The 25,080-nt window shown below is 54.9% G+C and carries 14 protein-coding genes and 1 pseudogene; 9 read left to right on the top strand and 6 right to left on the bottom strand.

The window, feature by feature from the left end; translation table 11 throughout:
* The first annotated feature begins 71 nt into the window (after positions 1-71).
* Complete coding sequence (locus GT753_RS14040) at positions 72-800, top strand: proteasome-type protease (RefSeq protein ID WP_015376453.1); 729 nt, start codon at positions 72-74, stop codon at positions 798-800.
* Positions 801-829: 29 nt separating this feature from the next.
* Here the strand turns inward: GT753_RS14040 and GT753_RS14035 are convergent, their stop codons facing one another.
* Positions 830-3,220, bottom strand: coding sequence for a beta-N-acetylhexosaminidase (locus tag GT753_RS14035; RefSeq protein WP_160125702.1), 2,391 nt, complete (start codon positions 3,218-3,220; stop codon positions 830-832).
* Positions 3,221-3,487: 267 nt separating this feature from the next.
* Positions 3,488-6,196 (bottom strand): magnesium-translocating P-type ATPase, encoded by a 2,709-nt coding sequence (mgtA, locus tag GT753_RS14030; protein WP_160125701.1) that lies wholly within the window; start codon positions 6,194-6,196, stop codon positions 3,488-3,490.
* 424 nt (positions 6,197-6,620) lie between these two features.
* Here mgtA and treR point away from each other — a divergent pair, with 424 nt between their 5' ends.
* The 3 genes from treR (at position 6,621) to treC (ending at position 10,853) form a co-directional block, all read left to right on the top strand.
* Positions 6,621-7,568, top strand: a complete 948-nt coding sequence (gene treR, locus GT753_RS14025) for a trehalose operon repressor TreR (protein WP_015376450.1) — start codon at positions 6,621-6,623, stop codon at positions 7,566-7,568.
* 137 nt (positions 7,569-7,705) lie between these two features.
* A complete protein-coding gene (gene treB / locus GT753_RS14020; RefSeq protein WP_004933394.1) occupies positions 7,706-9,121 on the top strand; it encodes a PTS trehalose transporter subunit IIBC in 1,416 nt (471 codons plus the stop codon).
* A gap of 67 nt (positions 9,122-9,188) precedes the next feature.
* Positions 9,189-10,853 (top strand): alpha,alpha-phosphotrehalase, encoded by a 1,665-nt coding sequence (gene treC, locus GT753_RS14015; protein ID WP_160125700.1) that lies wholly within the window; start codon positions 9,189-9,191, stop codon positions 10,851-10,853.
* Between the two features lie 28 nt (positions 10,854-10,881).
* Here the strand turns inward: treC and GT753_RS14010 are convergent, their stop codons facing one another.
* Positions 10,882-11,406, bottom strand: coding sequence for an NAD(P)H-dependent oxidoreductase (locus GT753_RS14010; protein WP_049187806.1), 525 nt, complete (start codon positions 11,404-11,406; stop codon positions 10,882-10,884).
* 105 nt (positions 11,407-11,511) lie between these two features.
* Between GT753_RS14010 and GT753_RS14005 the strand changes: the two genes are divergently transcribed.
* From GT753_RS14005 to GT753_RS13990, 4 genes are all read left to right on the top strand, one after another.
* A complete protein-coding gene (locus GT753_RS14005; protein ID WP_160125699.1) occupies positions 11,512-12,426 on the top strand; it encodes a LysR family transcriptional regulator in 915 nt (304 codons plus the stop codon).
* 243 nt (positions 12,427-12,669) lie between these two features.
* Positions 12,670-14,808, top strand: a complete 2,139-nt coding sequence (gene nrdD / locus GT753_RS14000; protein ID WP_115435456.1) for an anaerobic ribonucleoside-triphosphate reductase — start codon at positions 12,670-12,672, stop codon at positions 14,806-14,808.
* Positions 14,809-14,976: 168 nt separating this feature from the next.
* Positions 14,977-15,441, top strand: a complete 465-nt coding sequence (gene nrdG, locus GT753_RS13995) for an anaerobic ribonucleoside-triphosphate reductase-activating protein (RefSeq protein WP_160125698.1) — start codon at positions 14,977-14,979, stop codon at positions 15,439-15,441.
* Positions 15,442-15,860: 419 nt separating this feature from the next.
* Positions 15,861-16,826: a toll/interleukin-1 receptor domain-containing protein gene (locus GT753_RS13990; RefSeq protein WP_160125697.1), complete on the top strand. Its 966-nt coding sequence runs from the start codon at positions 15,861-15,863 to the stop codon at positions 16,824-16,826.
* A gap of 365 nt (positions 16,827-17,191) precedes the next feature.
* Here GT753_RS13990 and GT753_RS13985 read toward each other — a convergent pair whose 3' ends face one another.
* From GT753_RS13985 to GT753_RS25870, 3 genes are all read right to left on the bottom strand, one after another.
* Positions 17,192-18,439, bottom strand: coding sequence for a hypothetical protein (locus tag GT753_RS13985; RefSeq protein WP_160125696.1), 1,248 nt, complete (start codon positions 18,437-18,439; stop codon positions 17,192-17,194).
* A 523-nt stretch (positions 18,440-18,962) separates the two neighbouring features.
* Positions 18,963-22,172: a hypothetical protein gene (locus GT753_RS13980; RefSeq protein WP_160125695.1), complete on the bottom strand. Its 3,210-nt coding sequence runs from the start codon at positions 22,170-22,172 to the stop codon at positions 18,963-18,965.
* A 460-nt stretch (positions 22,173-22,632) separates the two neighbouring features.
* On the bottom strand, positions 22,633-23,853 hold the full coding sequence (locus GT753_RS25870) for an HNH endonuclease signature motif containing protein (protein WP_230857972.1): 1,221 nt from the start codon (positions 23,851-23,853) through the stop codon (positions 22,633-22,635).
* A gap of 833 nt (positions 23,854-24,686) precedes the next feature.
* Here GT753_RS25870 and GT753_RS13970 point away from each other — a divergent pair.
* Positions 24,687-24,953: pseudogene (locus GT753_RS13970) on the top strand (DUF3800 domain-containing protein); the annotation flags it as partial.
* Between the last annotated feature and the right edge of the window lie 127 nt (positions 24,954-25,080).

Below are 25,080 nucleotides of genomic sequence, written 5' to 3'. Positions count from 1 at the left end.
TTGCCGATGGCAAATGTTTCGGGCACGCTGCGCGTTGGCGGCGTGCCGGTCTTGTTTTGAGGGATTGTAGTATGACCTACTGTGTGGCCATGCGTTTGTCGTCCGGGCTGGTCTTTGCGTCCGATTCGCGCACCAACGCCGGGGTGGATCATATTTCCACCTTCCGCAAACTGCACGTGTTCCAACAGGACGGCGATCGCACGCTGGTGCTGCAAAGCGCCGGCAACCTGGCGACCACCCAGAGCATCATCAGTTTGCTGTTGCACCGCAGCAAGGACGCCGAACGCCCCAACCTGCTCAACGCTCCCAGCCTCTACGACGCCGCCACGCTGGTGGGGGAAACGGTGCGCGAGGTGATCCAGCGCGACAGTGAGGCGCAGCAAAGCGGCAGCACCACCGACTTCAGCTGCAACCTGCTGCTCGGCGGCCAAATTAGCGGGGAAGAGATGCGGCTGTTCCATATCTACCCGCAAGGCAATTTTATCGAAGCCACCCGCGACACGCCCTATTTTCAGATAGGCGAAAGCAAATACGGCAAACCGATCATCGACCGGGTACTGCACTACGACACGCCGCTGGAACAAGCGATGCAATGCGCGCTGATTTCACTGGATTCAACCTTGCGCAGCAACCTGTCCGTCGGGCTGCCGCTCGACGTGATGATCTACCCGCGCGACAGCTTCAGTCATGCCCGGCAATACCGCATTACCGAAGATCATCCGTACTTCAGCGCCATCCGCAAGGGCTGGGGCGAAGGGCTGGTCAGCATTTTTACCCAGTTGCCGCCGCTGCAGCTGTAGGGATCCGGGCTCACACGAGCCCGTCCGCTTCATTGCGGCTGGAGCCCCCGCAGCAGCGCCTCCAGCGGGTACACCGCCGCAATCACCACTTCGTCGCGCGTCTGCGCCGCCGCATCCAGCTGGCGCTGCACTTGTTCTGCTTCGGCCCGGCTCAGCGGTTTGCCCTGCTGATGGCGCTCCAGCAGCGTTAAGCCCAATGCGGCCAGGGCATCGACGTCCTGCGCCACCGGCACCAGCTCCCGCAGCGCACGGTTGCCCGCGATCGCCGTCTGCAGCGCCGCGCCGTTCGCCTGCCAGCGCTGCAACCGTTCGCGCAGCGCCTGCGCCGCCGCCTTATCGCGCTTGTCCTGCAACAAGGCCGCGACCTGGGCATGCATGGCGCGCACCGCCTCACTTTCCGGCGGCAGCGCATCGGCAAAGCGGTTCAGCGGTTCGAACTGGTGATAGTTGCCGGCTTGGAACTTCAGGTGCTGGCGGGTGTAATACTGCGCCGGCTCCACCGCCTCGGCCAGGATCTGCAGCGGCAGGATCTGCACGCTGTTGCTCAGGCGGGTGAATTCGCGCGCCGTTTCCGCGTGCTGCTGCAGGCCGACCGACACCACCGACCAGGCGTCGATCGCCGCCAGCCGCCGGTACATGTTGCTTTCATCGGTGACGTCCTGCGCCGACCACAGCCGCTCCGCCACCGCGAAGGCGCGCGGCCACAGCTTGAGATCGAGCAGCGGCGCGCGCACGTTTTCCGCCCACAGCGCCGCTTCGCCGCCGAGAATGTTGGCCTGCCCCTTCTCATCCGGCACCACCGGCATCTTGCCCGCCGGCGCCGCCGCCAGCTTGTCGCCGCTGGTGGGGTAACGCACGTTGCCGACCAGCGTATAGCCGCTGAGCTTGTCCTGTTGCAGCGTAAACACCGGCCGTGTGTCGCCCATCCAGGTATCGACGCGGAACGTCACCTGCTGCGGCGTGCGCCAGACGATGTCGTGCACCGCGCGGCGCGACTTGCCGTTGAAATCGATAAAGCCGCGCCAGCCCTGCTTGCCCTCGATCAGCGTGAAGCTGCCCTCCACCGCGCTGCCCTTCAGGCGCGGCATGCTGAAACGCCAGCTTTGCGCCTGCTCGCCGGGCTGCACCGCCGTCTCGACCCCCAGCGGCTGCGGCAGAATTTCATTGCGGTAGTGATAGGCGGTGCTTTGCGGCTGATCGAGATAGAAACCGGTGGAGAGAATGCCCTGATAGCCATCCTGCGCGCTGGCGCCCAGCGAGTCTTGCCCCTGCCAGGATTGAATGACGATCGAACGCGGCAGCGACGGATGATAGATCTCGTCCCAGCCGACCATCTGCCGCTGGTGCTTCTCGAGGACTTTTTCCAGCTTCTGGTTGAAGTAGGCCTGCAGCGCATGGGTATCCGCCAGCCCGTTCTGCTGCATAAACGCCTGTATCGACGGCGACGCCCGCCACTGGCTGGCGTCCACTTCGTCACCGCCGATGTGCAGGTAGGGATCGGGGAAGATCTCTGCCAATTCACCGACGATCGTGTCGACAAACTGATAAACCTCGTCGCGGGTCGGATCGAGCGTCGGCTTATGCACGCCCCACTCGCGCTCCATGCGATACGGCCCCGGCGCGCTCATCAGCTCGGGATAGGCCACCGCGATGCTGGAGGCGTGCCCCGGCATGTCTATCTCCGGCACCACGCGAATGCCGCGCGCCGTGGCGTAAGCCACCACCTGCCGCATTTGCTCACGGGTGTAAAACAGGCCGTCGCTGGCCTGCTGCTGCAATTTGGGGTAATGCTCGGAGGCGAAGCGCCAGCCCTGATCGTCGGTCAGGTGCCAGTGGAATACGTTGAGCTTGGCCGCCGCCATGCCGTCGAGCTGGCGCAGAATGTCCGGCAGCGGCAGGAAATGGCGCGCCGAATCCAGCAGCACGCCGCGCCACGGAAAACGCGGCACGTCGCGAATGTCCACCAATGGCAGGAAAGTGTTTTGCCCATCGGTCTGCAGCAGCTGCAGCAGGGTCTCCATGCCGCGCAGCGCGCCGAAGCGGGTGTTGGCGGTCAGCGTAGCGCCCTGCGGCGTGACCGCCAGCCGGTAACTCTCATCGCTGCCCGGCAGCGGCTGCGCCGCCACCCGATCCTTGATCACCACCTTGATCGCCGCGCCGTTTGCTTCTTCCCTCGGCGCCAGCGTCCAGCCGGTCTGCAGTTCGATGCGCTGGCGCCAGCGCGGCAGCGCGTCGCCCAAATCATCGCCCTGGAGGCTTAACGACAGCCGGTGATCCAAAATCAGTTTGCCCGCCGGTTGCGTCACTTCAACCTGCTGCGGCCAGGGCATCAGTGGCAAATCACCCGCCGGCTGCGCCAGCGCGCCGCAAGAAAACCATAACGATGAAGCCAGTAGCGTATAACGGAAAGGTCTGTGCATCGGAAATTCCTCAGAGGAAAAAAACAAAATATCCCCAATGAATTTCAAACCACCGCTAGGCGGCAAGCGCCCGCATCCCCAGGCGCTTAGGTCTGCTAAGTAACTGGGGGGCGGGCGTACAGCCAACAACGCGGTGGCTTGAAAGGCGCAGGGGAAAACAGCCAACGCTGTAGATAAAGACTCAGCACAGAACAGATGTCCAACCGTTGCGGTGAAAAAGCGGACGGGATCACAGTTGCCCCCTCCCGGCCGGAGGGGGCGAACGGATTATTGCCAGCCGTAGCGGCGCACGAACCAGCCTTTCACGCACTGGGTCAGCACCATGTAACCGGCGAGGATCAGCACCAGCCACGGGAAGTAGGCGAGCGGCAGCGCCTGCAGCTGCAGGAAGCCGGCCAGCGGCGAGAACACCAGGCCGATGCCGGTGGCGATCACCGCCAGCGTCATGATGCACAGCGGCCAGGACGGACGGCTCTGGATAAACGGAATTTTGCGCGTGCGGATCATGTGCACGATCAGCGTTTGCGACAGCAGCCCTTCCACGAACCAGCCGGACTGGAACAGCGTCTGCATTTCCGGCGTGTTAGCCTTGAATACCCACCACATCAGGCTGAAGGTCAGCACGTCGAAGATCGAACTGATCGGCCCAAAGAACACCATAAACCGCCCCAGATCGGCGGAGTTCCAGCGCTGCGGCTGGGTGATCTGATCGTCGTCGACGTTATCGAACGGGATGGCGATCTGCGAGATGTCGTACATCAGGTTCTGAATCAACAGGTGCAGCGGCAACATCGGCAGGAACGGCAGGAAGGCGCTGGCAATCAGCACGCTGAACACGTTACCGAAGTTGGAGCTGGCGGTCATCTTGATGTATTTCAGCATGTTGGCGAAGGTGCGGCGCCCTTCGATCACCCCCTGCTCCAGCACCATCAGGCTTTTTTCCAGCAGGATGATGTCCGCCGCTTCCTTGGCGATGTCCACCGCCGAATCGACGGAGATGCCGATATCGGCCGCGCGCAGCGCCGGCGCGTCATTGATGCCGTCGCCCATAAAGCCCACCACGTGCCCCTGGCGGCGCAGCAGTTTGACGATGCGCTCCTTGTGCAGCGGCGTCAGCTTGGCGAACACCGTGGTGCGCGCCGCCGCCTGCGCCAGCTGCTCGTCGTCCATCTGCTCGATCTCGCTGCCGCGCAGCAGATGATCGGCCTCGAGCCCGACGTCACGGCACACTTTGGCGGCCACCAGCTCGTTGTCGCCGGTGAGGATCTTCACCGTGACGCCGTTCTGTTTCAGCGCCGCCAGCGCCGGCGCGGTGCTCTCCTTCGGCGGATCGAGGAAGGCGACGTAGCCTTCGAGGATCAGATCCGACTCGTCCGCCACGCCGTATTCATGGGTTTGCGCCGGCAGGATCTTGTTGGCCACCGCCACCACCCGCAGCCCCTGCTGGTTGAGATCGTCGGTGATGAGGCGGATCCTCGCCAGCAGTGCCTCGCTCAGCGGGATCACCTCGTCTTCGTGGCGCACGTGGCTGCAAATCGCCAGCATCTCTTCCAGCGCGCCCTTGCACACCAGCTCGTGATACGCGTTGTCTTTGGCCACCACCACCGACATGCGGCGGCGCACGAAGTCGAACGGGATCTCATCCACCTTGCGGTAGTTTTGCAGCGCCTGCGGCTGCTGATTTTGCTCCGCACAGCTCAGCACCGCCACGTCGAGCAGGTTTTTCAGCCCGGTCTGGTAGAAGCTGTTCAGCCAGGCGTAGCGCAGCACCCGCTCGCTGCCGGCGCCGAACGCATCGGTGTGGCGCTCCAGCACGATCTTGTCCTGGGTCAGGGTGCCGGTCTTGTCGGTGCACAGAATGTCCATCGCGCCGAAGTTCTGGATGGCGTCCAGCCGTTTGACGATCACCTTCTGGCGCGACAGCTTCACCGCCCCTTTGGCCAGCGTCGAGGTGACGATCATCGGCAGCATCTCCGGCGTCAGCCCGACCGCCACCGACAGCGCGAACAGCGCCGCCTCCCACCAGTCGCCCTTGGTGTAGCCGTTGATCAGCAGCACGATCGGCGTCATCACCAGCATAAAGCGGATCAGCAGCCAGCTGACCTTGCTGATGCCGCTCTGGAAGGCGTTCGGCTGTTCATCCTGGCTGGTGACGCGCTGCGCCAGCTGGCCGAAATAGGTGCTGCCGCCGGTGCCGATCACCATCGCCAGCGCGGTGCCGCTGACCACGTTGGTGCCCATGAAGCACAGGTTCCGGCAGTCGAGCGGATCGGCCGCCAACGACTGCGGCGCCGCAGATTTCTCCACCGGCAGCGATTCGCCGGTCAGCGCCGCCTGGCTGATGAACAGATCCTTGGCCGACAGCACGCGCAGATCCGCCGGGATCATGTCGCCGGCCGCCAGCTTGATGATATCGCCCGGCACCAGCTGCGCGATCGGCAGCTCCACATGCTCGCTCCTGCCGGTGAGCGCATCGCTGCGGATCACCGTGGCGGTGTTGCTCACCATCGCTTTCAGCGCATCGGCCGCCCGGTTGGAGCGCGCCTCCTGGATGAAGTTCAGCAGCGTGGAGATCAGCACCATCAGCGCGATCACCAACGCGCCGGTGAGATCTTCGGTGGCGTAAGAGATCATGCCGAGCGCGGTCAGCAGCAGGTTGAACGGGTTGCGGTAGCAGTGCCAGAGGTGTTGCCACCAGGCCTCTTTTTGCTGATCGTCGATGACGTTCTCGCCGCAGCGCCGACGCACCTGTTCCGCCTCATGGGCGGTGATGCCTTCCGGGTGGCTGTGAAAACGCTCAAAGAGCTGCATCGTCTCTGCGGCGGCGCATTCCAGCCGCTGCTGCGCCAGGCCGGCAGGCATATCGCGCGCAGCGCCGCTGACGCCGTCCAGCAGGCTGTCGCGGCGCACCAAACGGCGCGGAAGGCCGCGGGCGAACAGGCCCAGCAGCTGACGGGGGAGTTTTTTCAGTTTCATGGTTCGCACCTCGTCGCCCGGTGCCTCACGGCAGCGGGTAAACGGGGATCGTCATCGGCCGGGCGAATGGCGGATGCGCCAAAAAGCCTCTGCCAATGCAGATCCTTATTCTTTTTTTCAGCAGCAGGAGCGAACGACGAAGCGCGCGCCACCGGTTACCGTGATGTTTTTCACCGGTAAAACAGCAGCGCCAGGCGGAGAGGTTTTACCGGAGAACCGAGTGAGTGTCTAAAGCAGTCGGGTCGGGGTCCATATGGGGTATAACCTCCGGTAAAGGGAAAAACAGAGCGGCAAGAGCGGCCGTTCAGCGCAGTGCAACAATCCCGTTTTGCATCAAGATCCGCGTCGGAAAATGAGCTATGCTGACGGGCATTGTTTTACAGGCCATTATGTTACGCCTGTCCACCTCAACGAAAAGTAAACCATGCAAAACCGGCTGACCATCAAGGACATCGCGCGCCTGAGCGGCGTAGGCAAATCCACCGTCTCACGCGTGTTGAACAATGAAGGCAGCGTGAGCCCGCAAACCCGCGAACGGGTGGAAGCGGTGATCCGTCAGCAAGGGTTTACCCCCTCCAAGTCGGCGCGCGCCATGCGCGGCCAAAGCGACAAAGTGGTGGGCATCATCGTTTCCCGTCTCGATTCGCCGTCGGAGAACCAGGCGGTGCGCACCATGCTGCCGCTGCTGTACCAACAGGGCTTCGACCCGATCGTGATGGAGAGCCAGTTCGAAACCCGCCTGGTGCAGGAGCACCTGCACGTACTGCGCCAGCGCAACGTCGACGGCGTGATCCTGTTCGGCTTCACCGGCCTGACCGCGGCGATGCTCAAGCCGTGGCAGGAAAAAATGGTGGTGATGGTGCGCGAATACGACGGCTTCTCGTCCGTCTGCTACGACGACGCCGGCGCGGTGAACCTGTTGATGGATCGTCTGTACCGGCAGGGGCATCGGCATATCGGCTATCTGGGGGTGCAGCTCAGCGACGCCACCACCGGCCAGCGCCGCTACCAGGCCTATCTCGACGCCTGTGAACGCCTCACGCTCACGCCGCGCGCCACGCTGGGCGAGCTGAGTTACCAGAGCGGTTTCCAGCACGCCGCCGAAGTGATCGATGCGCACACCAGCGCGCTGATCTGCGCCTCCGACAGCATCGCCCTCGGCGCGATCAAGTACCTGCAGCAGCAGCCGGCGCGCGCCATTCAGGTGTGCGCCATCGGCAACACCCCGCTGCTCAGCTTCCTGTTCCCCGACACTCTGTCGGTGGAGTTCGGCTACGGCAGCGCCGGCCTGCTGGCGGCGCAGCAGCTGCTGGCGCAGCTCAGCGGCGAACAGGGGATCCGCCGCCTGGTGGTGCCCAGCAAACTTTCCTGACTCCCTGATTAGAAGTTGACCATTTTTTGTCATTTTGTGATCCTCGCCCCAAACCGGGAACGTTCCCATTTCATTCAAAAAGCCGAGTGGCTAAGCTTTGATCATTACTCAGTCAACACCTCTGCAGGTATCCCATAATGAGCAAAGTAAAACAGCAGGATATTGATCGCCTGATTGTTTTGGTCGGCGGCCGCGAGAACATCGCCACCGTCAGCCATTGCATTACCCGGCTGCGTTTCGTCCTCAATGACCCCAGCAAGGCCAGCCCAAAGGAAATCGAAGAGCTGCCGATGGTCAAAGGCTGCTTCACCAACGCCGGGCAGTTCCAGGTGGTGATCGGCACCGACGTCGGCGACTACTATCAGGCGCTGATCGCCAGCACCGGCGTCAACGAGGCCGACAAGGAACAGGCCAAGGTGGCGGCGCGCCAGAACATGACCTGGACCGAGCGCACCATCTCCCACTTCGCCGAGATCTTCTTCCCGCTGCTGCCGGCGCTGATCAGCGGCGGTCTGATCCTCGGCTTCCGCAACGTGATCGGCGACATCCCGATGTCCGGCGGCCAAACGCTGGCGCAGATGCACCCGGCGTGGAAAACCGTTTACGACTTCCTGTGGCTGCTGGGTGAAGCGATCTTCATGTTCCTGCCGGTGGCCATCTGTTGGTCGACGGTGAAAAAGATGGGCGGCACGCCGGTGCTCGGCATTGTGCTGGGCGTCACCCTGGTGTCGCCGCAGCTGATGAACTCCTACCTGCTTGGCCAGCAAACGCCAGAAGTGTGGAACTTCGGCTGGTTCGTGATCCAGAAAGTGGGCTATCAGGCGCAGGTGATCCCGTCGATCCTGGCGGGGATGGCGCTGGGCTGGATCGAGACCCGGCTGAAAAAGATCGTTCCCGACTATCTCTATCTGGTGGTGGTGCCGGTGGTCTCGCTGCTGCTGGCGGTGTTCCTGGCGCACGCGCTGATCGGGCCGTTCGGCCGCATGATCGGCGACGGCGTCGCCTGGGCGGTGAAATCGGTGATGACCGGCAGCTTCGCGCCGGTGGGCGCCGCGCTGTTCGGCTTCCTGTATGCGCCGCTGGTGATCACCGGTGTGCACCAGACCACGCTGGCTATCGACATGCAGATGATCCAGAGCATGGGCGGCACCCCGGTATGGCCGCTGATTGCGCTGTCCAACATCGCGCAGGCCTCGGCGGTGCTCGGCATCATCATCATCAGCCGCAAGGCCAACGAGCGTGAAATCTCGGTGCCGGCGGCGATCTCCGCCTACCTCGGCGTGACCGAACCGGCGATGTACGGCATCAACCTCAAATACCGCTTCCCGATGCTGTGCGCGATGATCGGCTCCGCGATCGCCGGCCTTATCTGCGGGCTGGACGGCGTGATGGCCAACGGCATCGGCGTCGGCGGTCTGCCGGGCATTCTGTCTATCAAGCCGCAGTTCTGGCTGATTTACTCGCTGGCGATTCTGGTGGCGATCGTCATCCCGCTGGTGCTGACCATCATGGTCTACAAACGCAAAGCCGCCCGCGGCGAGCTGCCGGTTTGATTCACGCAATATGAATGTAGGAGCCTGCTCGCGCAGGCTCGTTGTCACGATTCAAAGGTATTGATCTATGAGCAACCCAACCCCTTGGTGGCAGAACGGCGTCATCTACCAAATTTATCCGAAGAGTTTTCAGGACAGCACCGGCAACGGCTACGGCGATTTGGCCGGCGTGACCCGGCGGCTGGACTATCTGCAGGAACTGGGCGTCGATGCCATCTGGCTGACGCCGGTCTACGTATCGCCGCAGGTGGACAACGGGTATGACGTGGCGGACTACTGCGCCATCGATCCGGCTTACGGCACGATGGCGGACTTCGAGCAGTTGGTCACCGCCGCCCACCAGCGCGGCATTCGCATCGTGATGGACATGGTGTTCAACCACACCTCGACCGAGCACCCGTGGTTCAAGGCCGCGCAGGATCGCCACAGCCCGTATCGTCAGTTCTACGTCTGGCGCGACGGCGAAGGCGATACGCCGCCGAACAACTGGCGCTCCAAGTTCGGCGGCAACGCCTGGCAGTGGCACGCCGACAGCGGCCAGTACTACCTGCACCTGTTCGCCGCCGAGCAGGCGGATCTCAACTGGGAACACCCGCCGGTACGCGAAGAGCTGAAGAAAGTGTGCCAGTTCTGGGCGGACAAAGGCGTCGACGGCCTGCGCCTCGACGTGATCAACCTAGTGTCCAAACAGCAGGATTTCCCGTCCGACAGCCAGGGTGACGGCCGCCGCTTCTACACCGACGGCCCGCGCATCCACGAGTTCCTGCAGGAGATGAGCCGCGACGTGTTCCAGCCGCGCGGCCTGATGACGGTGGGCGAGATGTCCTCCACCACGCTCGAGCATTGCCAGCAATACGCGGCGCAGAGCGGCGAAGAGCTGTCGATGACCTTCAACTTCCACCATCTGAAGGTGGACTACGCCGGCGGCGAAAAATGGACGCGGGCGGCGCCGGATTACGTGGAGCTGAAGCAGATCTTCCGCCACTGGCAGCAAGGAATGCATAACCGCGCCTGGAATGCGCTGTTCTGGTGCAACCACGATCAGCCGCGCATCGTGTCGCGCTTCGGCGATGAAGGCGCACTGCGGCTGCCGGCCGCTAAAATGCTGGCGATGGTGCTGCACGGCATGCAAGGCACGCCTTATATCTACCAGGGTGAAGAGATCGGCATGACCAACCCCGGCTTCCGCGCTATCGAGCAGTATCGCGACGTGGAAAGCCTGAACATGTACGCTGAACTGCGCGCTCAGGGCCGCAGCGATGCCGAACTGCTGGCGATCCTGGCCGACAAATCGCGCGACAACGGCCGCACGCCGATGCAGTGGAGCGCCGCGCCGCACGCCGGTTTCACCACCGGCACGCCGTGGATCGGCTGCGCCGAGAACTACCCGCAGATCAACGCCGAAGCGGCGCTGGCCGACCTCGACTCGGTGTTTTACGCCTACCGCCAGCTGATCACCCTGCGCAAGCAGTACCCGCTGCTGACCCACGGCGACTATCAGGATCTGGCACCGGAACACCCGGCGCTGTGGTGCTATCAGCGCAGCTGGAACGGCCAGCGCCTGCTGGTGGTGGCCAACCTGAGCCGCGAGCCGCAGGCCTGGGCGGCGGCGGGCGTGGAGCCTTCCGCCCAGTGGCGCCCGCTGATGAGCAACTACAGCGACTCGGCAGACCAGCCGCAGGCGCTGACGCTGCGGCCGTTCGAAGCGGTGTGGTGGCTGCTCGAAGACTAACCCCGCAGGGCGCGGCGAGCGCTGCGCCCTACCATTTCCCCAGCAGCGCTACCACCCCGGCGGCCTCTTGCGCCAGGCGTTCATCGCTCATGTCGAACACACCCTGCACCAGATGCGGCGGCAGATAATCCATGCCGGTCAGGTTGGCCATGGCGTGGAACGGCAGCAGCAGATCCTGCACCGGATAACGGTTGTACCCTTCCGCCGTATAGGCCTGCGCGTTGCCGCCAGTGCTCACCACCAGCTGCAGCGGCTTGCCGTGCAGTTGGGTGCCTTCGCTGCCGTAGGCGAAACCGTAGGTTAATACCGCATCCTGCCATTCGCTGAGGATCGCCGGCGAGCTGTACCAGTAAAACGGGAACAGCATCACTACCGCATCATGGCTCTGCAGCAGTTCCTGCTCGCGCGCCACGTCGATGCGGTAATCCGGGTAAGCGCGGATCAGTTCGTGAACGGTAACGTTGGGCAACGGGCTCAGCGCCGCGATCAGCGCTTTGTTGATGCGCGACTCGTCGGGGGTGCGGTGGGCGGTTAACACTAAAATGCGCGACATAACGATTCCTCGGTCATAAGAAGATGAGGGCATTTTTCCATTTCCGCCGCTGCGGGTGTAGGCTGTTAAAGGTCACTTCAATTTCAACCAAAAGTATCAACCACTATGTCGCTGCCCTTTGACGTGCACCGCCTGCTGCCGGCCTTCCTCGCCGCCGCGCAGGCGCAAAATTTCTCCGCCGCCGCTCGCCAGCTGGGCGTGACGCCGGCGGCGGTCAGCAAAAACATCCGCGCGCTGGAAGAGAAGCTGGCGCTGCGGCTGTTTCAGCGCAACACCCACAACGTGCTGCTGACCGACGAGGGCAAAGCGCTACTGGCGCAGGTAGCGCCGCTGTGGCAGGCATTGGCGGCGACGCTGGAAAGCGCCGGCGGCGAACGGCAGGCGCCGGCCGGCGTGGTGCGCGTCAGCATGATCCCCGGCTTCGGCCGCCAGATGCTGATGCCGTTGATCCCGCAATTTTTGGCGCGCTATCCGCAGATCGATCTCGATCTGTCGCTGGACGCCCGGGTGGTGAATCTGGTGGGCGAAGGCTTCGACGTCGGCATCGGCAGCCGGGTCGATCCCGACAGCCGGCTGGTGGCCCGCCCGCTCTACCCGATGCACATGGTGCTGGCGGCCTCGCCGGACTATCTGGCACGGTGCGGTGAACCGCAAACGCCGCACGATCTGCTGCGCCACGACTGCCTGCTGCACCGCAACCCGGCCAACGGCCGCCACGTCAAATGGCAGCTGCGCCATCAGGGCGAAACGCTGGCGCTGGATCTGAACGGCCGGCTGGTGGTGAGCCGGCCGGAGATGTTGTTGGATGCGGCGCTGGCCGGGCTCGGTATCGTCAACCTGGCGCGCTGGTACGTCGAGAAACACTTCGAGCAGGGTACGCTGCGGCCGGTGCTGGCGCAATGCTGGCCGCGCCCGGTGCAGCTGTGGCTCTATTACGCTTCGGCGGATCTGCCGCCGCGGGTGCGCGTCTGGGTCGATTTTCTGCTGGAACATTTTCGCGATCGGCCGGCGGGCGATTGACGACTGTTCAGCTTGCGCACGCTCCTCCGTTTTCCTTGTTCTACATCAAAAGAATCGCGCCAATATCTATATATAGTGCATTAAGAATTGCGAACACCTATATATAGTAGTTATCCACAAAATCATCCACACGCCGCCACAGCCCTTGCGCGCTGCGGCTTTGCCCTGTGGATAAGCGAAATTTGACGGTTGCTCGCCGCGCCGGCGGGTATCAACGCTCCCTCGGGGAACAAGGAGTACAACGTGAAACCAGTAGTGATTAAGCGGGACGGTTGCCAGGTACCTTTTGACGAAGCGCGCATTGCGCAGGCCATCGAGCGCGCCGCGCTGGCGGTGGGCGTGGTCGACGCCGACTACTGCGCCACCGTCGCCCGCGTGGTCGCTCAGCGCATGGAGCAGCAGCCGCGCGTCGATATCCACGAGATCCAGCAGGCGGTGGAAAACCAGCTGATGGCCGGCGAGTACAAACAGCTGGCGCGCGCCTATATCGAATACCGCCACGATCGCGACGTGGCGCGCGAGCTGCGCGGCCGCCTGAACCAGGAGATTCGCGGCCTGGTCGAGCAGAGCAACCGCGCGCTGCTGAACGAGAACGCCAACAAGGACAGCAAGGTGATCCCCACCCAGCGCGACCTGCTGGCGGGCATCGTCGCCAAACACTACGCCAAGCAGCACATCCTGCCGCGCGACGTGGTGCTGGCCCATGAACGCGGCGAAATTCACTACCACGATCTCGACTACTCGCCGTTCTTCCCGATGTTCAACTGCATGCTGATCGATCTGAAAGGCATGCTGACCAACGGTTTCAAGATGGGCAACGCCGAGATTGAGCCGCCGAAGTCGATCTCCACCGCCACCGCCGTGACCGCGCAGATCATCGCCCAGGTCGCCAGCCATATCTATGGCGGCACCACCATCAACCGCATCGATGAAATTCTGGCGCCGTTCGTCGACGAGAGCTTCCGCAAACACCTGCAGGTGGCGGAAGAGTGGCAGATCCCGGACGCCAAAGGCTATGCCATGGCGCGCACCGAGAAAGAGTGTTACGACGCCTTCCAATCGCTGGAGTACGAGGTCAACACTCTGCACACCGCCAACGGCCAGACGCCGTTCGTCACCTTCGGCTTCGGCCTCGGCACCAGCTGGGAGTCGCGCCTGATCCAGCGCTCTATCCTGAAAAACCGCATCGCCGGGCTGGGCAAAAACCGCAAGACCGCCGTGTTCCCCAAACTGGTGTTCGCCATCCGCGACGGCCTCAACCACCAGTACGGCGATCCGAACTACGACATCAAACAGCTGGCGCTGGAGTGCGCCAGCAAGCGCATGTACCCGGATATCCTCAACTACGATCAGGTGGTGAAGGTCACCGGCTCGTTCAAAACGCCGATGGGCTGCCGCAGCTTCCTCGGCACCTACGAGCAGGACGGCGAACTGGTGCACGACGGCCGCAACAACATTGGCGTCATCAGCCTCAACCTGCCGCGCATCGCGCTGGAGGCGATGGGCGATGAGTCGCGCTTCTGGGCGCTGCTGGATCAGCGCCTGCAGCTGGCGAAAAAGGCCCTGATGACGCGCATCGCCCGGCTGGAAGGCATCAAGGCGCGGGTGGCGCCAATCCTTTACATGGAAGGCGCCTGCGGCGTGCGGCTCAAGGCCGACGACAATATCGCCGATATCTTCAAGAATGGCCGCGCCTCGATTTCGCTGGGCTACATCGGCCTGCACGAGACCATCAACGCGCTGTTCGGCGGCAAAAACCACGTGTATGACGACGAGGCGCTGCGCGCCAAAGCGGTGGCGATCGTCGCGCGGCTGCGCGCCGCCGTCGACGCCTGGAAAGACGAAACCGGCTACGGCTTCAGCCTCTACAGCACGCCGAGCGAAAACCTGTGCGATCGCTTCTGCCGGCTGGACACCGCCGATTTCGGCGTGGTGCCGGGCGTCACCGACAAGGGCTATTACACCAACAGCTTCCACCTCGACGTGGAGAAGAAGGTCAATCCGTACGACAAGCTGGACTTCGAAGCGCCCTACCCGCCGTTGGCCAGCGGCGGCTTCATCTGCTACGGCGAATACCCGAACCTGCAGCACAACCTGAAGGCGCTGGAAGACGTGTGGGACTACAGCTACAGCCGGGTGCCTTACTACGGCACCAACACGCCGATCGACGAGTGCTACGAATGCGGCTTCACCGGTGAATTCTCCTGCACCAGCAAAGGCTTCACCTGCCCGAAATGCGGCAATCACGACTCGGCCAAGGTCTCGGTCACCCGCCGGGTGTGCGGCTATCTCGGCAGCCCCGATGCCCGGCCGTTCAACGCCGGCAAGCAGGAAGAGGTGAAACGCCGGGTGAAACACCTCGGCAACGGGCAGCTCGGCTGAAAAGCGCCGTGCAGCCTATGCAGAAGCCTGTTCATCAGGCGTGATTGTCGCAACCAGTTTGCCTTCGGCCAGCGCGCACCAACCGCAGCGTACACGCAGTACGTGAGGATTGGCAGCACTGCCCGGAGGCAAAATGGCCAGTAAAATAGCCTGATGGGCAGGCCTCACATGAATTATCACCAGTATTACCCGATCGACGTCGTCAACGGCCCCGGCACCCGCTGCACGCTTTTTGTCGCCGGCTGCGTGCACCAGTGCCCCGGTTGCTACAACAAAAGCACCTGGCGGCTCAACTCCGGCCAGCCGTTTACCCCGGCGCTGGAAGAGCGCATCATCGCCGATCTGAACGATACGCGCGTGCCGCGCCAGGGGCTGTCGCTCTCCGGCGGCGATCCGCTGCACCCGGCCAACGTGCCGAGCATCTTAACGCTGGTGAAACGGGTGCGCGCCGAATGCCCCGGCAAGGATATCTGGCTGTGGACCGGCTACCGGCTGGCGGAGCTGGACGCACAGCAAATGCAGGTGGTGGACAGGATCAACGTACTGATCGACGGCAAGTTCGTGCAAGATTTGAAAGACCCGGCGCTGATTTGGCGCGGCAGCAGCAACCAGGTGGTGCATAGGTTGCGTTGAGTCAACAACAACATATATCTCACATGTGTTGGCCCAAGTTCGAGCTGATACAGCAATGGCACAGAGTCAATCTGACGGGCGGGTCTGTGACAAAAGCGGGCTAGTTATCAGCCGGACAGCTCCCCGAAGTACGCCGCAGCTTTTTTAATATTTCCTGTTCGTCAGTAACCCGCTTGAGTTCCTTCTGGGTACGTATTCGTGACAACTTTGACTTTTCTAAGTTAAACTGGACCTCCTATGTATCATGGTGGCTTCTAAAGAATAATCATTTTAAAACCCGTAAATATTTGGTAATGTGCATTATATACCTATAATTATTTCCTATCTCCCCATAGTTCTGAGATAGGAAGTTTAATATGGATGTCGTAATGATGACGACTGAAGTGTTACTCTTTATTGCTGATAAAAATTGAGATATCATGACCAATATATTTATATCCTATGCGAGAGAAGACTTTTTAATTGCAAAAAAGCTAACCGAAGAACTAAATCGACATGAGTATAAGGTATTTTTGGACCAACAATCGATTCAGCTTGGGGCTCATTGGCAAGAGGATATACTAAAGCATTTAAAAAATTCGGATGTATTTATCGCACTTGTAACTGAACATAGCGATAAGTCTTACTATTTTAATATAGAGGTTACTGGTGCTATATCTTATCTAGCTCATAGCAATCGAGATAAGCTTATTTTGCCAGTGGTGCTGGATAAAGAAGTATTTAATGATAGCGATCTTGGGGCGTTCCAAGCACTGTTCGCACGATCCGATGATATGACATACCTCGTCCATGAAATTGTAAATGCTATCAGCCGCTTCGAGGGAGTCCGACTAGCTCAGGAAGAGATAAAAGAAATTCGAGAAAAATTTCTTAAAGATGAATCAGATGATTACATAAATGAAACAATTGATGATCTTAAGGCTCGCGAAAAAGCTGGTCGCCAATTATCGTCAAGATGGCATTTCGCTGGATATGCGGCATTAGTACTTTCTGTCATTTTTGTATTTATTCTTTGGTATTTAGCTGAACGTTCATTTATACAATCACCTCTTGATACCACTAGATTGATTTTCGATGCCATCAAGGGCGTAACAGTTATAGCGTTACTTTTGGGGCTAGCAAGATATTCATTTTTAATGGCAAAAACTCATCAATTAGAAGCTTTGAAGAACGCCGATCGACTGCATGCAATTTCTTTCGGGAAGTTCTATATGCGCGTTTTCTCTACGCAAATATCTCAATCTGAATTAAAAGAAGTATTTCAACATTGGAATACTTCAGGAGTGTCAGATTTATCGCATCTTGATGTAGATAAAATTGACTCACGATTTATGGAACTCTTTGGGAAAATATCTGAAAGATTTGATATCAAAAATAAATCTTAAATAAGTATTCTTTTTATAAGGGCTGGTAATCAAATTAAGCCCGCCCCTATCTCTTAACGGACCTTCAGTTCACCCTGTACGTCCGTCTCGTGCCAGAAGCGGGAGTTGATAATGCCAGCTAATTTTAGCCGCTGGAAGCCGGTTACCCTAACTATAATCAGTTCACCTGTAAATTCAGTTTATTTGAATGAATTTCGGCTCAGCCAGTTCGGGTGGATGTATTCCCCCCTCCTATATAATAGGCATCCCTGATTATAATTACGCTGTTCCTAAATCATACCCCCTCAATCTTCACATGATGTAATTTACTGTAAATACATAAACCATAATTTAGTAATTTCGATATAAAGAAAAGTATTTTTACATTAAAAATTAAAGGATTCAAGGCACAAACCGTCTATTCCAATAGATATATCAAACGTCCCACCTATCCCTTCCCCAAAATTCTGGTCACGAACTCTACGCATATCTCTTGCGATTTCAGTGTACTGTTCCTGTAAATGAGAACTACGATAGTTGCGATTCATTATTATTTCACTTAAATCATCATTATTCAATGCTCTAGTATTCTCCCCGTCAGGGAATAAAGGATAGATTCGTGACATTTGATCAACTTCACGTAATAAATTTAACATATTTCTGTGTATTGACATCCTGAAAGGGCGTCCGGAAAAGTTGAGGTAAGGCAAACTAATAAAATCAGGCAATGCGGCAAGCGTATCAGTTCTACTAGGTAATTCATTATCCAGATTTATATATTTGTAGTGCGATGATATGGCGCTTAAGCGATCAAGGATCATTGTAGTTTCTCCTGTCGGTTCTGGATCACGCAACAATGTGCGCACGCCGTTTTCATTATAAAGAGTACCGCTGGCTGAACGAGTAATGTTGGTGTCCCCATTAATTGAGGCTAAAGATTTAAGCTGTCTCTTCGCCTTATTCAATCCGCTATAGAGATATGACTCATTCGTTGCTCCTTTACCCTCAAAAGCATGCCATTGAAAACGTAGATCCTGTCCGGCTAAATCCGGTTCTAATCCATTATTAGAAACAACGGCATGTGATTTCTTCAAATCACGAACATGTGTCAGAAAAGGGACAGAGAAGATCTGCTCAGCATATAAGCGGGAAAATATCATCCCTACATGATAGCTGTTATCTCTGGTTGTATCGCTGATATCGCCCATGGATAATGGGTTCTTAATCAACCGCGACATGACATCTGGAAAGACCCTTTCGGGCCCATAGTGCCTTACACAAACGTCATGTAGGAAATATGCCCCCTCCGATTGCTGAAAAACACCCTGCATAACATAATCGGAAAACATGTGATCGTCAGCATAATTCAAAAAATAAAATTGATTTAAGACTTTAAGTGCAAAGATATTATCCACGTGAGATAAACTTTTGGCGATCCCGAAACGATAAATTGCTTCCCACCCATACTTTCTAAAGTAAGCAGGTGTTAATATTTGCCAAGAGGTATTTGCTATTGCATGTCGATACAAATCCAGAGCATTAATATGGTTAGGGTGGTAGCGAGTTCCTGATGTATTGACTCTATTAAAATTTCCGGAATAGTTAGCAACTTTCAAGTCAACAACGATAGTCATATGTATGGGGCTCCAACATGATTTCCTTTTAATTCATAACTATACCCTAATTATAAATCCTGAAGAACTGCCATTTATAGCTGCGACGTCACATTTAAGAGACCTGAACCTAGGCAATCCAATTATTATTGAGACTGAAATAATTAACATGTATAGAGTTTCATGCAAACCTCTAGCTCCTACCAGCATTGCCTCGCGAACTTCCGCTTCTCGCTCATATCAGACTTTTCGTTCCTACCTTTCTTTTGATTTTAACTCCTTCTTACCATATCTCTTTCACCCTCTCATAAGTTACTCAGTCCAGATCCGACTTAACCCAGGAATCGGATCTTCGGAGAGGAAGAGAGAGATTGTTTCAGAATAAGCACAAAAAATGGTGAATTGTTGTGATGAGAGGATTATTGCTTAGGAAGCAAAATTCCCGAATGACTGGGCCTGAAATGGCAACAACGAAATAAGGAAGCTTTCCCCCTCAGCATCTGCGTGCCGTGGGGGGAGCAACTACCCGACTACAGTTTTCATTTCATGATGCGTCTTCGCCAAGTAAGACCTGTGAACTGACAGAGTCTTTACGGAGTGTAAAGCGGACCTTAATCTGACCACTGAAAACGGCTTCTCCTTCATATTGAGAATACAAAGCGATTTCAAGTGGTTTGCCATCAACCTCTTTAGCATTAAAAGTGAAAATGTTCTCTCCCTCACTTTTGATTTTGTACTCTTCAAAATAGTTTTTATTCACAAGCAGGGCATCAATAGCATCAAAATGAGGCCTGATATAGAGCGAACAGCTTTTTTCTTTTCCACGGATCTTTACCCTTCGGTCTTCGTCATAAAACAATATATCTTCTTTGCCCTCGACACTATCTATAGTATTCGCTCTGTACTCATTAAATTGATTCCATAATCTTTCATCACCCACAATGAGATAGTCATCTTCCTGGAGGTCATCGTAATCATGGACCACACTCAGAAGTTCGGTGAACGACGTCACATTAATATACCGTTGAGCTGGTTGGCGACTCAGCAAATGTAACAAATCAAGTACGTGCTCGTTGATCAATGCGGATGCACGATTTTCTTCAAATCCGTGTATTTTGCGAGAAAATTTGTCAGTCACATCCTGCTTATCCATGTGTAAAACGATGCGTCTCGTTATATTACTGTTCTCTACTGGGGCAGAAGCAATATTTCCAAATAGAGAAAATAATATTTTTTTGCTTAAATTTTTTGTAAAAATGTCAGAGATAATACTTCCAAAGTTATCCAGAATTGTACCGCTGACTGGAGAGTGTATTATTTCTTGCTGAATATGATTGGTAAAAAGGTTCAGATACTCTTGTATCAAGTCAGACACATTCTGTTGTTTTTCGGTAAAAACATCGTCATCAACAAAAGCTACACCGGTCAGTTTATTGATGGCGTTGTGCAGTGATGCAAGATTTATTACGATTATCTCCAGAAATTTAAACGGTAATAGATTAGAAGCAACAATTGCTTTCATTTTAGATGAGACCGAATTTATATCCCCGCAACGCAGTACAGACAACTCTGCTATTTGGGGGATAATATCCTCAACTCCCCCAAGTCGTCTTCCCATATATGTACGCCCGCTCACCAGGCTTTTACCATGTGCTGATGATAATTTCCTTATAATACTCCCGGGTGAATTTATTGCAGCCCCGCGATCAGCTTTACCCCAGATAAGCAAACGGATAAAAACGTCGATGATGTCTGAACTCTTGGTCATCCCTTCAGATAAACGTTCAAAACCACCGGTATTTTCGACAAGACTCCCGTCAAGCAGAGTGCTGACAGCAAACTGACATCGTGTGTTTTGAACGGCATCAGGTTTGCTAATGATAAAAGCAGCTGTTAAGAGTCGAAGATCTGTCAGCGTGTTCTTATAGAATGAGTCCAGGAGTTGCGAAAATTCAACCGGTTTTCTTAATGGCGTATTCTCTTGACTGAAAACAATTTCGCCATCCAGAGTTGCCTGCGTAACGATAAACTCCTGCCAGCTGAACAGTGCAGTGTTATAACTATCAGCAGAGCTTCGGGCAGTATGAAGCCAGCGGTTCATTAAGTCCACAGCCCAGTCAACAGAGCTTGGCTCACCTGATAGCACTGCACATGCGACTATGTCGGGTAAGGTGAAAAGGTGCTCTTTCAGAGTGTCATGGTATAACTGCTGACCTCCAGTTTTTTTGGATATATATTCCAGACCATCAGTCCACCCTTCCCAGATTTCGACAAAACTCATCAAAAGGGCCTCATAACTCTGACGCTGTGTTAAATCAAGCCTCCCGGAGTTGGCATGCCCCCAGTGCACGAGGATGTCCCAAGAATAAAATGTATACCTCAAAGCAAGCTGTATTTCCTTGAGAGAAATATTTTCTCTTTTAGAACACAGCATTCTTGGAACGTTCATACATTTAGCATAAAACCTCTCAGATATATCAATTCGTATAACTACCTGCCGGAAAAGTTGGTAAAGCTCTGTATATAATTCATCAGTAAAACTACGGTCCCAAAAAATGTCATCTGCTAATAATAAAAGATTATCTGTCTGCTGCCCTTGCTTGAAATTGAATCCGTCCGTAAAAGTTGTTATGTCACGACAGAATCCTTCAATAGCTTCGTCAAAAGCATTGATATCAACACTGGCTAACGCATCAATGGCATCTCCCAAAAGCCCTTTGATTATTCTGTCGGTTGCGATATGACGTTTAGAAACAATGCCAGTGCGGAAGCAATGTGTTAAGAAACACACCAGAACATGGTCTGACTTGATACTTTTAACTTTAAACAGAGGTAAAGTTTCTAACTCACCCCGGCTTTCAAGCTTCGAAAACAACGCAATTGTTATTTGTTTTTTCTTTAAGCGACCATACATATTTATAAACCATATAATAATCTTAAATGGGCGTACATAAATATCTTTAAGAACTTCCTGCATTGAAACTTCACTTCTTATAACTGAGTAATCTTTTTCGAATGAGTAATCCTCAATAGTTAAATTACTATATTTATCATTCTTGATAATTTGGCTTTTAACAGGATTTTTTAAAAAAATGTTATGCAGTTGACTTGTCACATGAGCTGATAAAATATCGGCAGTAAGGTAACGTAACACCATTCTTTCGCGTTTTTCATCGTCAAGGACACTGAGACTTTGCACAAAGAACCAGACAGAGAGTGCAATGTTAAGCATCATCCATATAATACTTATTCCGCAAATTATCGCGTAGCTATAATTCCCTACGAATGTCCTAAGCAATAATCCGCAAAGCATGAAGCCAGAAAGGAATAACCCACTCAGACCTGCCAGCATGAAACCGGAATAGGTCTGATAAGCTGCGTGTACGATTTTCCTGGCTGATTTCCTCTGAAATATAACACTGACAAGGCCAACGACCATGGGATACACAATACCTATAATGGTTAGCTGTCCCCCCAGTAGGTTTATCTGGGCGTCAAGCAGGGTATTCCATTTAGGAAACCACTCAGCTACAAATGGCTTTATATAGCTTTTACCAAAGACCATCACAATGAAAATTGCTGAAAAAAATGATATCAGCATAAATATCGCTTTTACGTAATGCTTTGAACCTGAGACCAGTAATTTTTCAAAGCCGTTCCATTTCAGTGCCTTGTATGATTGATTTACATGAATGTTGTCACGGATAAACTTATCTGTCTGGTAGCTAATGCTGTCTAGAGTTTTTTTAAGCATATTGACTCATTAATATAAATTTTATTGTTTATATATTGTGATAGAGAAAGGTTATGTGAGTCAGTCACTTTACCATTATCCACCTGAATTTTCTTCCATCAAACACTCTGTTCGGCTGTTTCCGCATTCGCCCGTTTGACTCATCACTCGCTGCAGATTGCAGCTACGTTTCAAGGGAGTAATTTTCCGATTTTTGGGGTTTTCGGATCTAGACTGAAAAGAAAAGACACTAATGCAGGAAGAGCACAAATGGAGCGATATTATTGCATTTAATGGATTAGTGTATTTTAGGAAAAAATGGACGCAAGTTATTGCCTAGATTTGACAAATCATCCTGACGGCGAATTATCTACGAAACGGCAGGCATCAACTTCACCCTGAACCTCCGCCCTGCCCTTTTACATTGTGGCCGTCCTTAAAGTCTGCTTTGTGCCAGGAGTGGACATTTGTGACCAGTTAATCATGCCAGCAAGATCTTAACGAAGGCATCCCAGCGGCCTTCGATGTTGTCTTTGTTGATAGGGAGCAGCGTTTTGCGCATCGTTATACCATCAATGGCCGCGAGATCTGCGTCTTTTTTTACCAGGTCTGGCGCGAACCAAAGTTTAAGCGTGTGCGGATCGATGGCGCATAGTCCCGCGTCAAAGAGCTTGTGGATATCAGCGCGCAGCAGCAGACCGTTTTTAAAGCTCGCGCCACCTTTGCGAGCGTGGGCTTTAAGGTGCGCGGCTTCGCAGCGTACCGCAATGGCATTCGTGTAGACGCAACGGCCACCGCAGTTAAGCATCACATCTTCACGGAATTTCCCCTGATCACGACGGCGACGGCCATAGAACGGTACATCTTCTTTGTGTTCGCGTTCTTCAGCCAGCGACCGTTCGGCTTGCGGTTCTTCAGCCTGGGGTTCTTCGACCACCACGGGTTCAGGTTCGACCGCTTTCGGTTCTTCCCAGGTTCCCAGGAACATGGCAACGCGCTGGGGCATTTTGACACGATTCAAAATCCCAAGGTGCGCTTTTTCCCAGACCAGGAATTCTTCCAAGCGACTCGCTGGGCAACCATGTTTAAGCGCCGGATGGTGGGATTCCTTTTTGACTGGAGCGGGTGCGAGAGCAGATACAGTCGTGCTGCTACTGCCTGTGCTGTAGCTGCTACGGCCACCCACATGGCGTTTAACCGAATTTCCTTCAACCAGGATTTGCTTGTCCTCGTCGATCTGACGCTGGAAGAATGCCTCAATTTGGGTGTAGTTCAGCTTGAAGTGGCGCATAACTGCGCCACGGAAAGCCAAACGAACTTCTTCGTTACGATTTGGCGGGCAAGCACGGTCAACGCGCTGGGAAGCATAGGTATCATTCCCCCAGGCTTGCGTACCGTAGCGGCTAAATATGACCGTCCAGTTTTTCCCCGATTGGCTGCGATAAACCTTACCATCGCAGACGAACACGAACGGAGACGAAATAATAAACCCGTGAACTTCCATAGTCATTTTAATCCACCTCAACCAGCTTTTTTCCAGTCCACCCCTTCGAGATCGACCTTGCCAACTTATTTCTGCCAACATTTGCCGTAAGGATAAATGTAGTGACCTGTATTTGAAATCGGTTCGACCTGCATTTACGATTAGCTGCTCGCCCACCCGCAATATCTGCAACTGAAAATCGTGGTTGTCGAGCTCCACAAAACGTTCGATTTCTGGATGCTTTGCCAGTCGGCGAGCGGGGCTGATGGCCGCTGGTGTGCTGAGTGCAGTTAGTCATTACAGAAATCAAAGACCAGAAACAACGATGACCATTGAGTTAATGGAACAACCGCTGGTCACAAATAAAGTGGGTTCGTCAAAATGAAATGCAGGTCGAAGTGTTCGAATGCAGGTTCATTTGCAGTTAATCCGGGTTTGGTCACCCGGATAGATGCAGGTATTATGGGCAAAAATGACGCGATAAATGCGGGTCTAGGCATTTATAAATGCAGGTCACTACAGTTACTCGCTCAAAGCAGCCTGTAAAATTCTGACTCCCTAAAAAACAGGCTTGACGCGGGATAACTTTCGTTTTCCAAACGGTCCCTTACAGGCCGCAGAAAAATCTGGGGTTCCGGCGCAGAACCCCTATTACGTGATAGCATGTACCTGGAGTTATCCGTCAGCGAGGCATCTCCTTTACGGCAAGTTGCAGAGATCTTCTTTTCTGATATTACTCACGAATTATTTTTGACCTGCTACGAAGAGAACATTCCTCTGGAATTAATTGAAAAATTGATTTCGCATGCAAGAACATCTCTCCCACCAGTGGAGTCATCACAATAAACAGCCACATAGTGCTGTGCTGCTTGCATATCAACTTCTGCTCCTCGCTCCTATAAGACCTTCGTCCTGCCCGTCAAGTGCCGTGAGTAGATTGTGCGAACGTATGGATACACTAGAGACCTAAAGGCTCTTGAGTAGATCTACAAACATTGTCTGTCGCTTGGGTTGAGCATAAAATACCCATTAAATTTTATGTGGGTATTTGTATGGAATACGTGGCTTTTGGTGATGAGAGTGGTACGACAGGGAGTGACCGCTGTTATGGCATTGGTTTGCTGTGTGTGCGTAAAGACACGTTGCACATCTTCAATGAGCGCGTTCAGAAATTAAAAGATAAGTACGGGATTATCGGTGAGTTGAAGTGGTCCAAGATTAAGAACAGTGCAGGGCAGGCAAACATCTGCATTGAGCTGCTGGCTATGGTGCTCAAGAACTCGTGCTGCTTCCACTCAATTGTTGTAGTTAAGAACATTTGACCTGCTCCCCGTTGATTAACACACCCCGATGTTAGTAATGTCTTCATAAGCCACATGAGGACATCCCCATGAAGAAGCGTTTTTCCGACGAACAGATCATCAGTATTCTCCGCGAAGCGGAAGC

This window comes from Serratia sp. Z4, assembly GCF_009900725.1.
In the GTDB taxonomy this organism is placed as follows: Bacteria; Pseudomonadota; Gammaproteobacteria; order Enterobacterales; family Enterobacteriaceae; genus Serratia; species Serratia nematodiphila.
Note: the sequence above shows the minus strand (reverse complement) of the source record. Positions and strands in the feature narration are given on the sequence as shown.

Excerpts from the sequence above, each read along its gene's own strand:
- GT753_RS14040 (WP_015376453.1), top strand. The coding sequence starts at position 72 with ATGACCTACTGTGTGGCCATGCGTTTGTCGTCCGGGCTGGTCTTTGCG.
- GT753_RS14035 (WP_160125702.1), bottom strand. The coding sequence starts at position 3,220 with ATGCACAGACCTTTCCGTTATACGCTACTGGCTTCATCGTTATGGTTT.
- mgtA (WP_160125701.1), bottom strand. The coding sequence starts at position 6,196 with ATGAAACTGAAAAAACTCCCCCGTCAGCTGCTGGGCCTGTTCGCCCGC.
- treR (WP_015376450.1), top strand. The coding sequence starts at position 6,621 with ATGCAAAACCGGCTGACCATCAAGGACATCGCGCGCCTGAGCGGCGTA.
- treB (WP_004933394.1), top strand. The coding sequence starts at position 7,706 with ATGAGCAAAGTAAAACAGCAGGATATTGATCGCCTGATTGTTTTGGTC.
- treC (WP_160125700.1), top strand. The coding sequence starts at position 9,189 with ATGAGCAACCCAACCCCTTGGTGGCAGAACGGCGTCATCTACCAAATT.
- GT753_RS14010 (WP_049187806.1), bottom strand. The coding sequence starts at position 11,406 with ATGTCGCGCATTTTAGTGTTAACCGCCCACCGCACCCCCGACGAGTCG.
- GT753_RS14005 (WP_160125699.1), top strand. The coding sequence starts at position 11,512 with ATGTCGCTGCCCTTTGACGTGCACCGCCTGCTGCCGGCCTTCCTCGCC.
- nrdG (WP_160125698.1), top strand. The coding sequence starts at position 14,977 with ATGAATTATCACCAGTATTACCCGATCGACGTCGTCAACGGCCCCGGC.
- GT753_RS13990 (WP_160125697.1), top strand. The coding sequence starts at position 15,861 with ATGACCAATATATTTATATCCTATGCGAGAGAAGACTTTTTAATTGCA.
- GT753_RS13985 (WP_160125696.1), bottom strand. The coding sequence starts at position 18,439 with ATGACTATCGTTGTTGACTTGAAAGTTGCTAACTATTCCGGAAATTTT.
- GT753_RS13980 (WP_160125695.1), bottom strand. The coding sequence starts at position 22,172 with ATGCTTAAAAAAACTCTAGACAGCATTAGCTACCAGACAGATAAGTTT.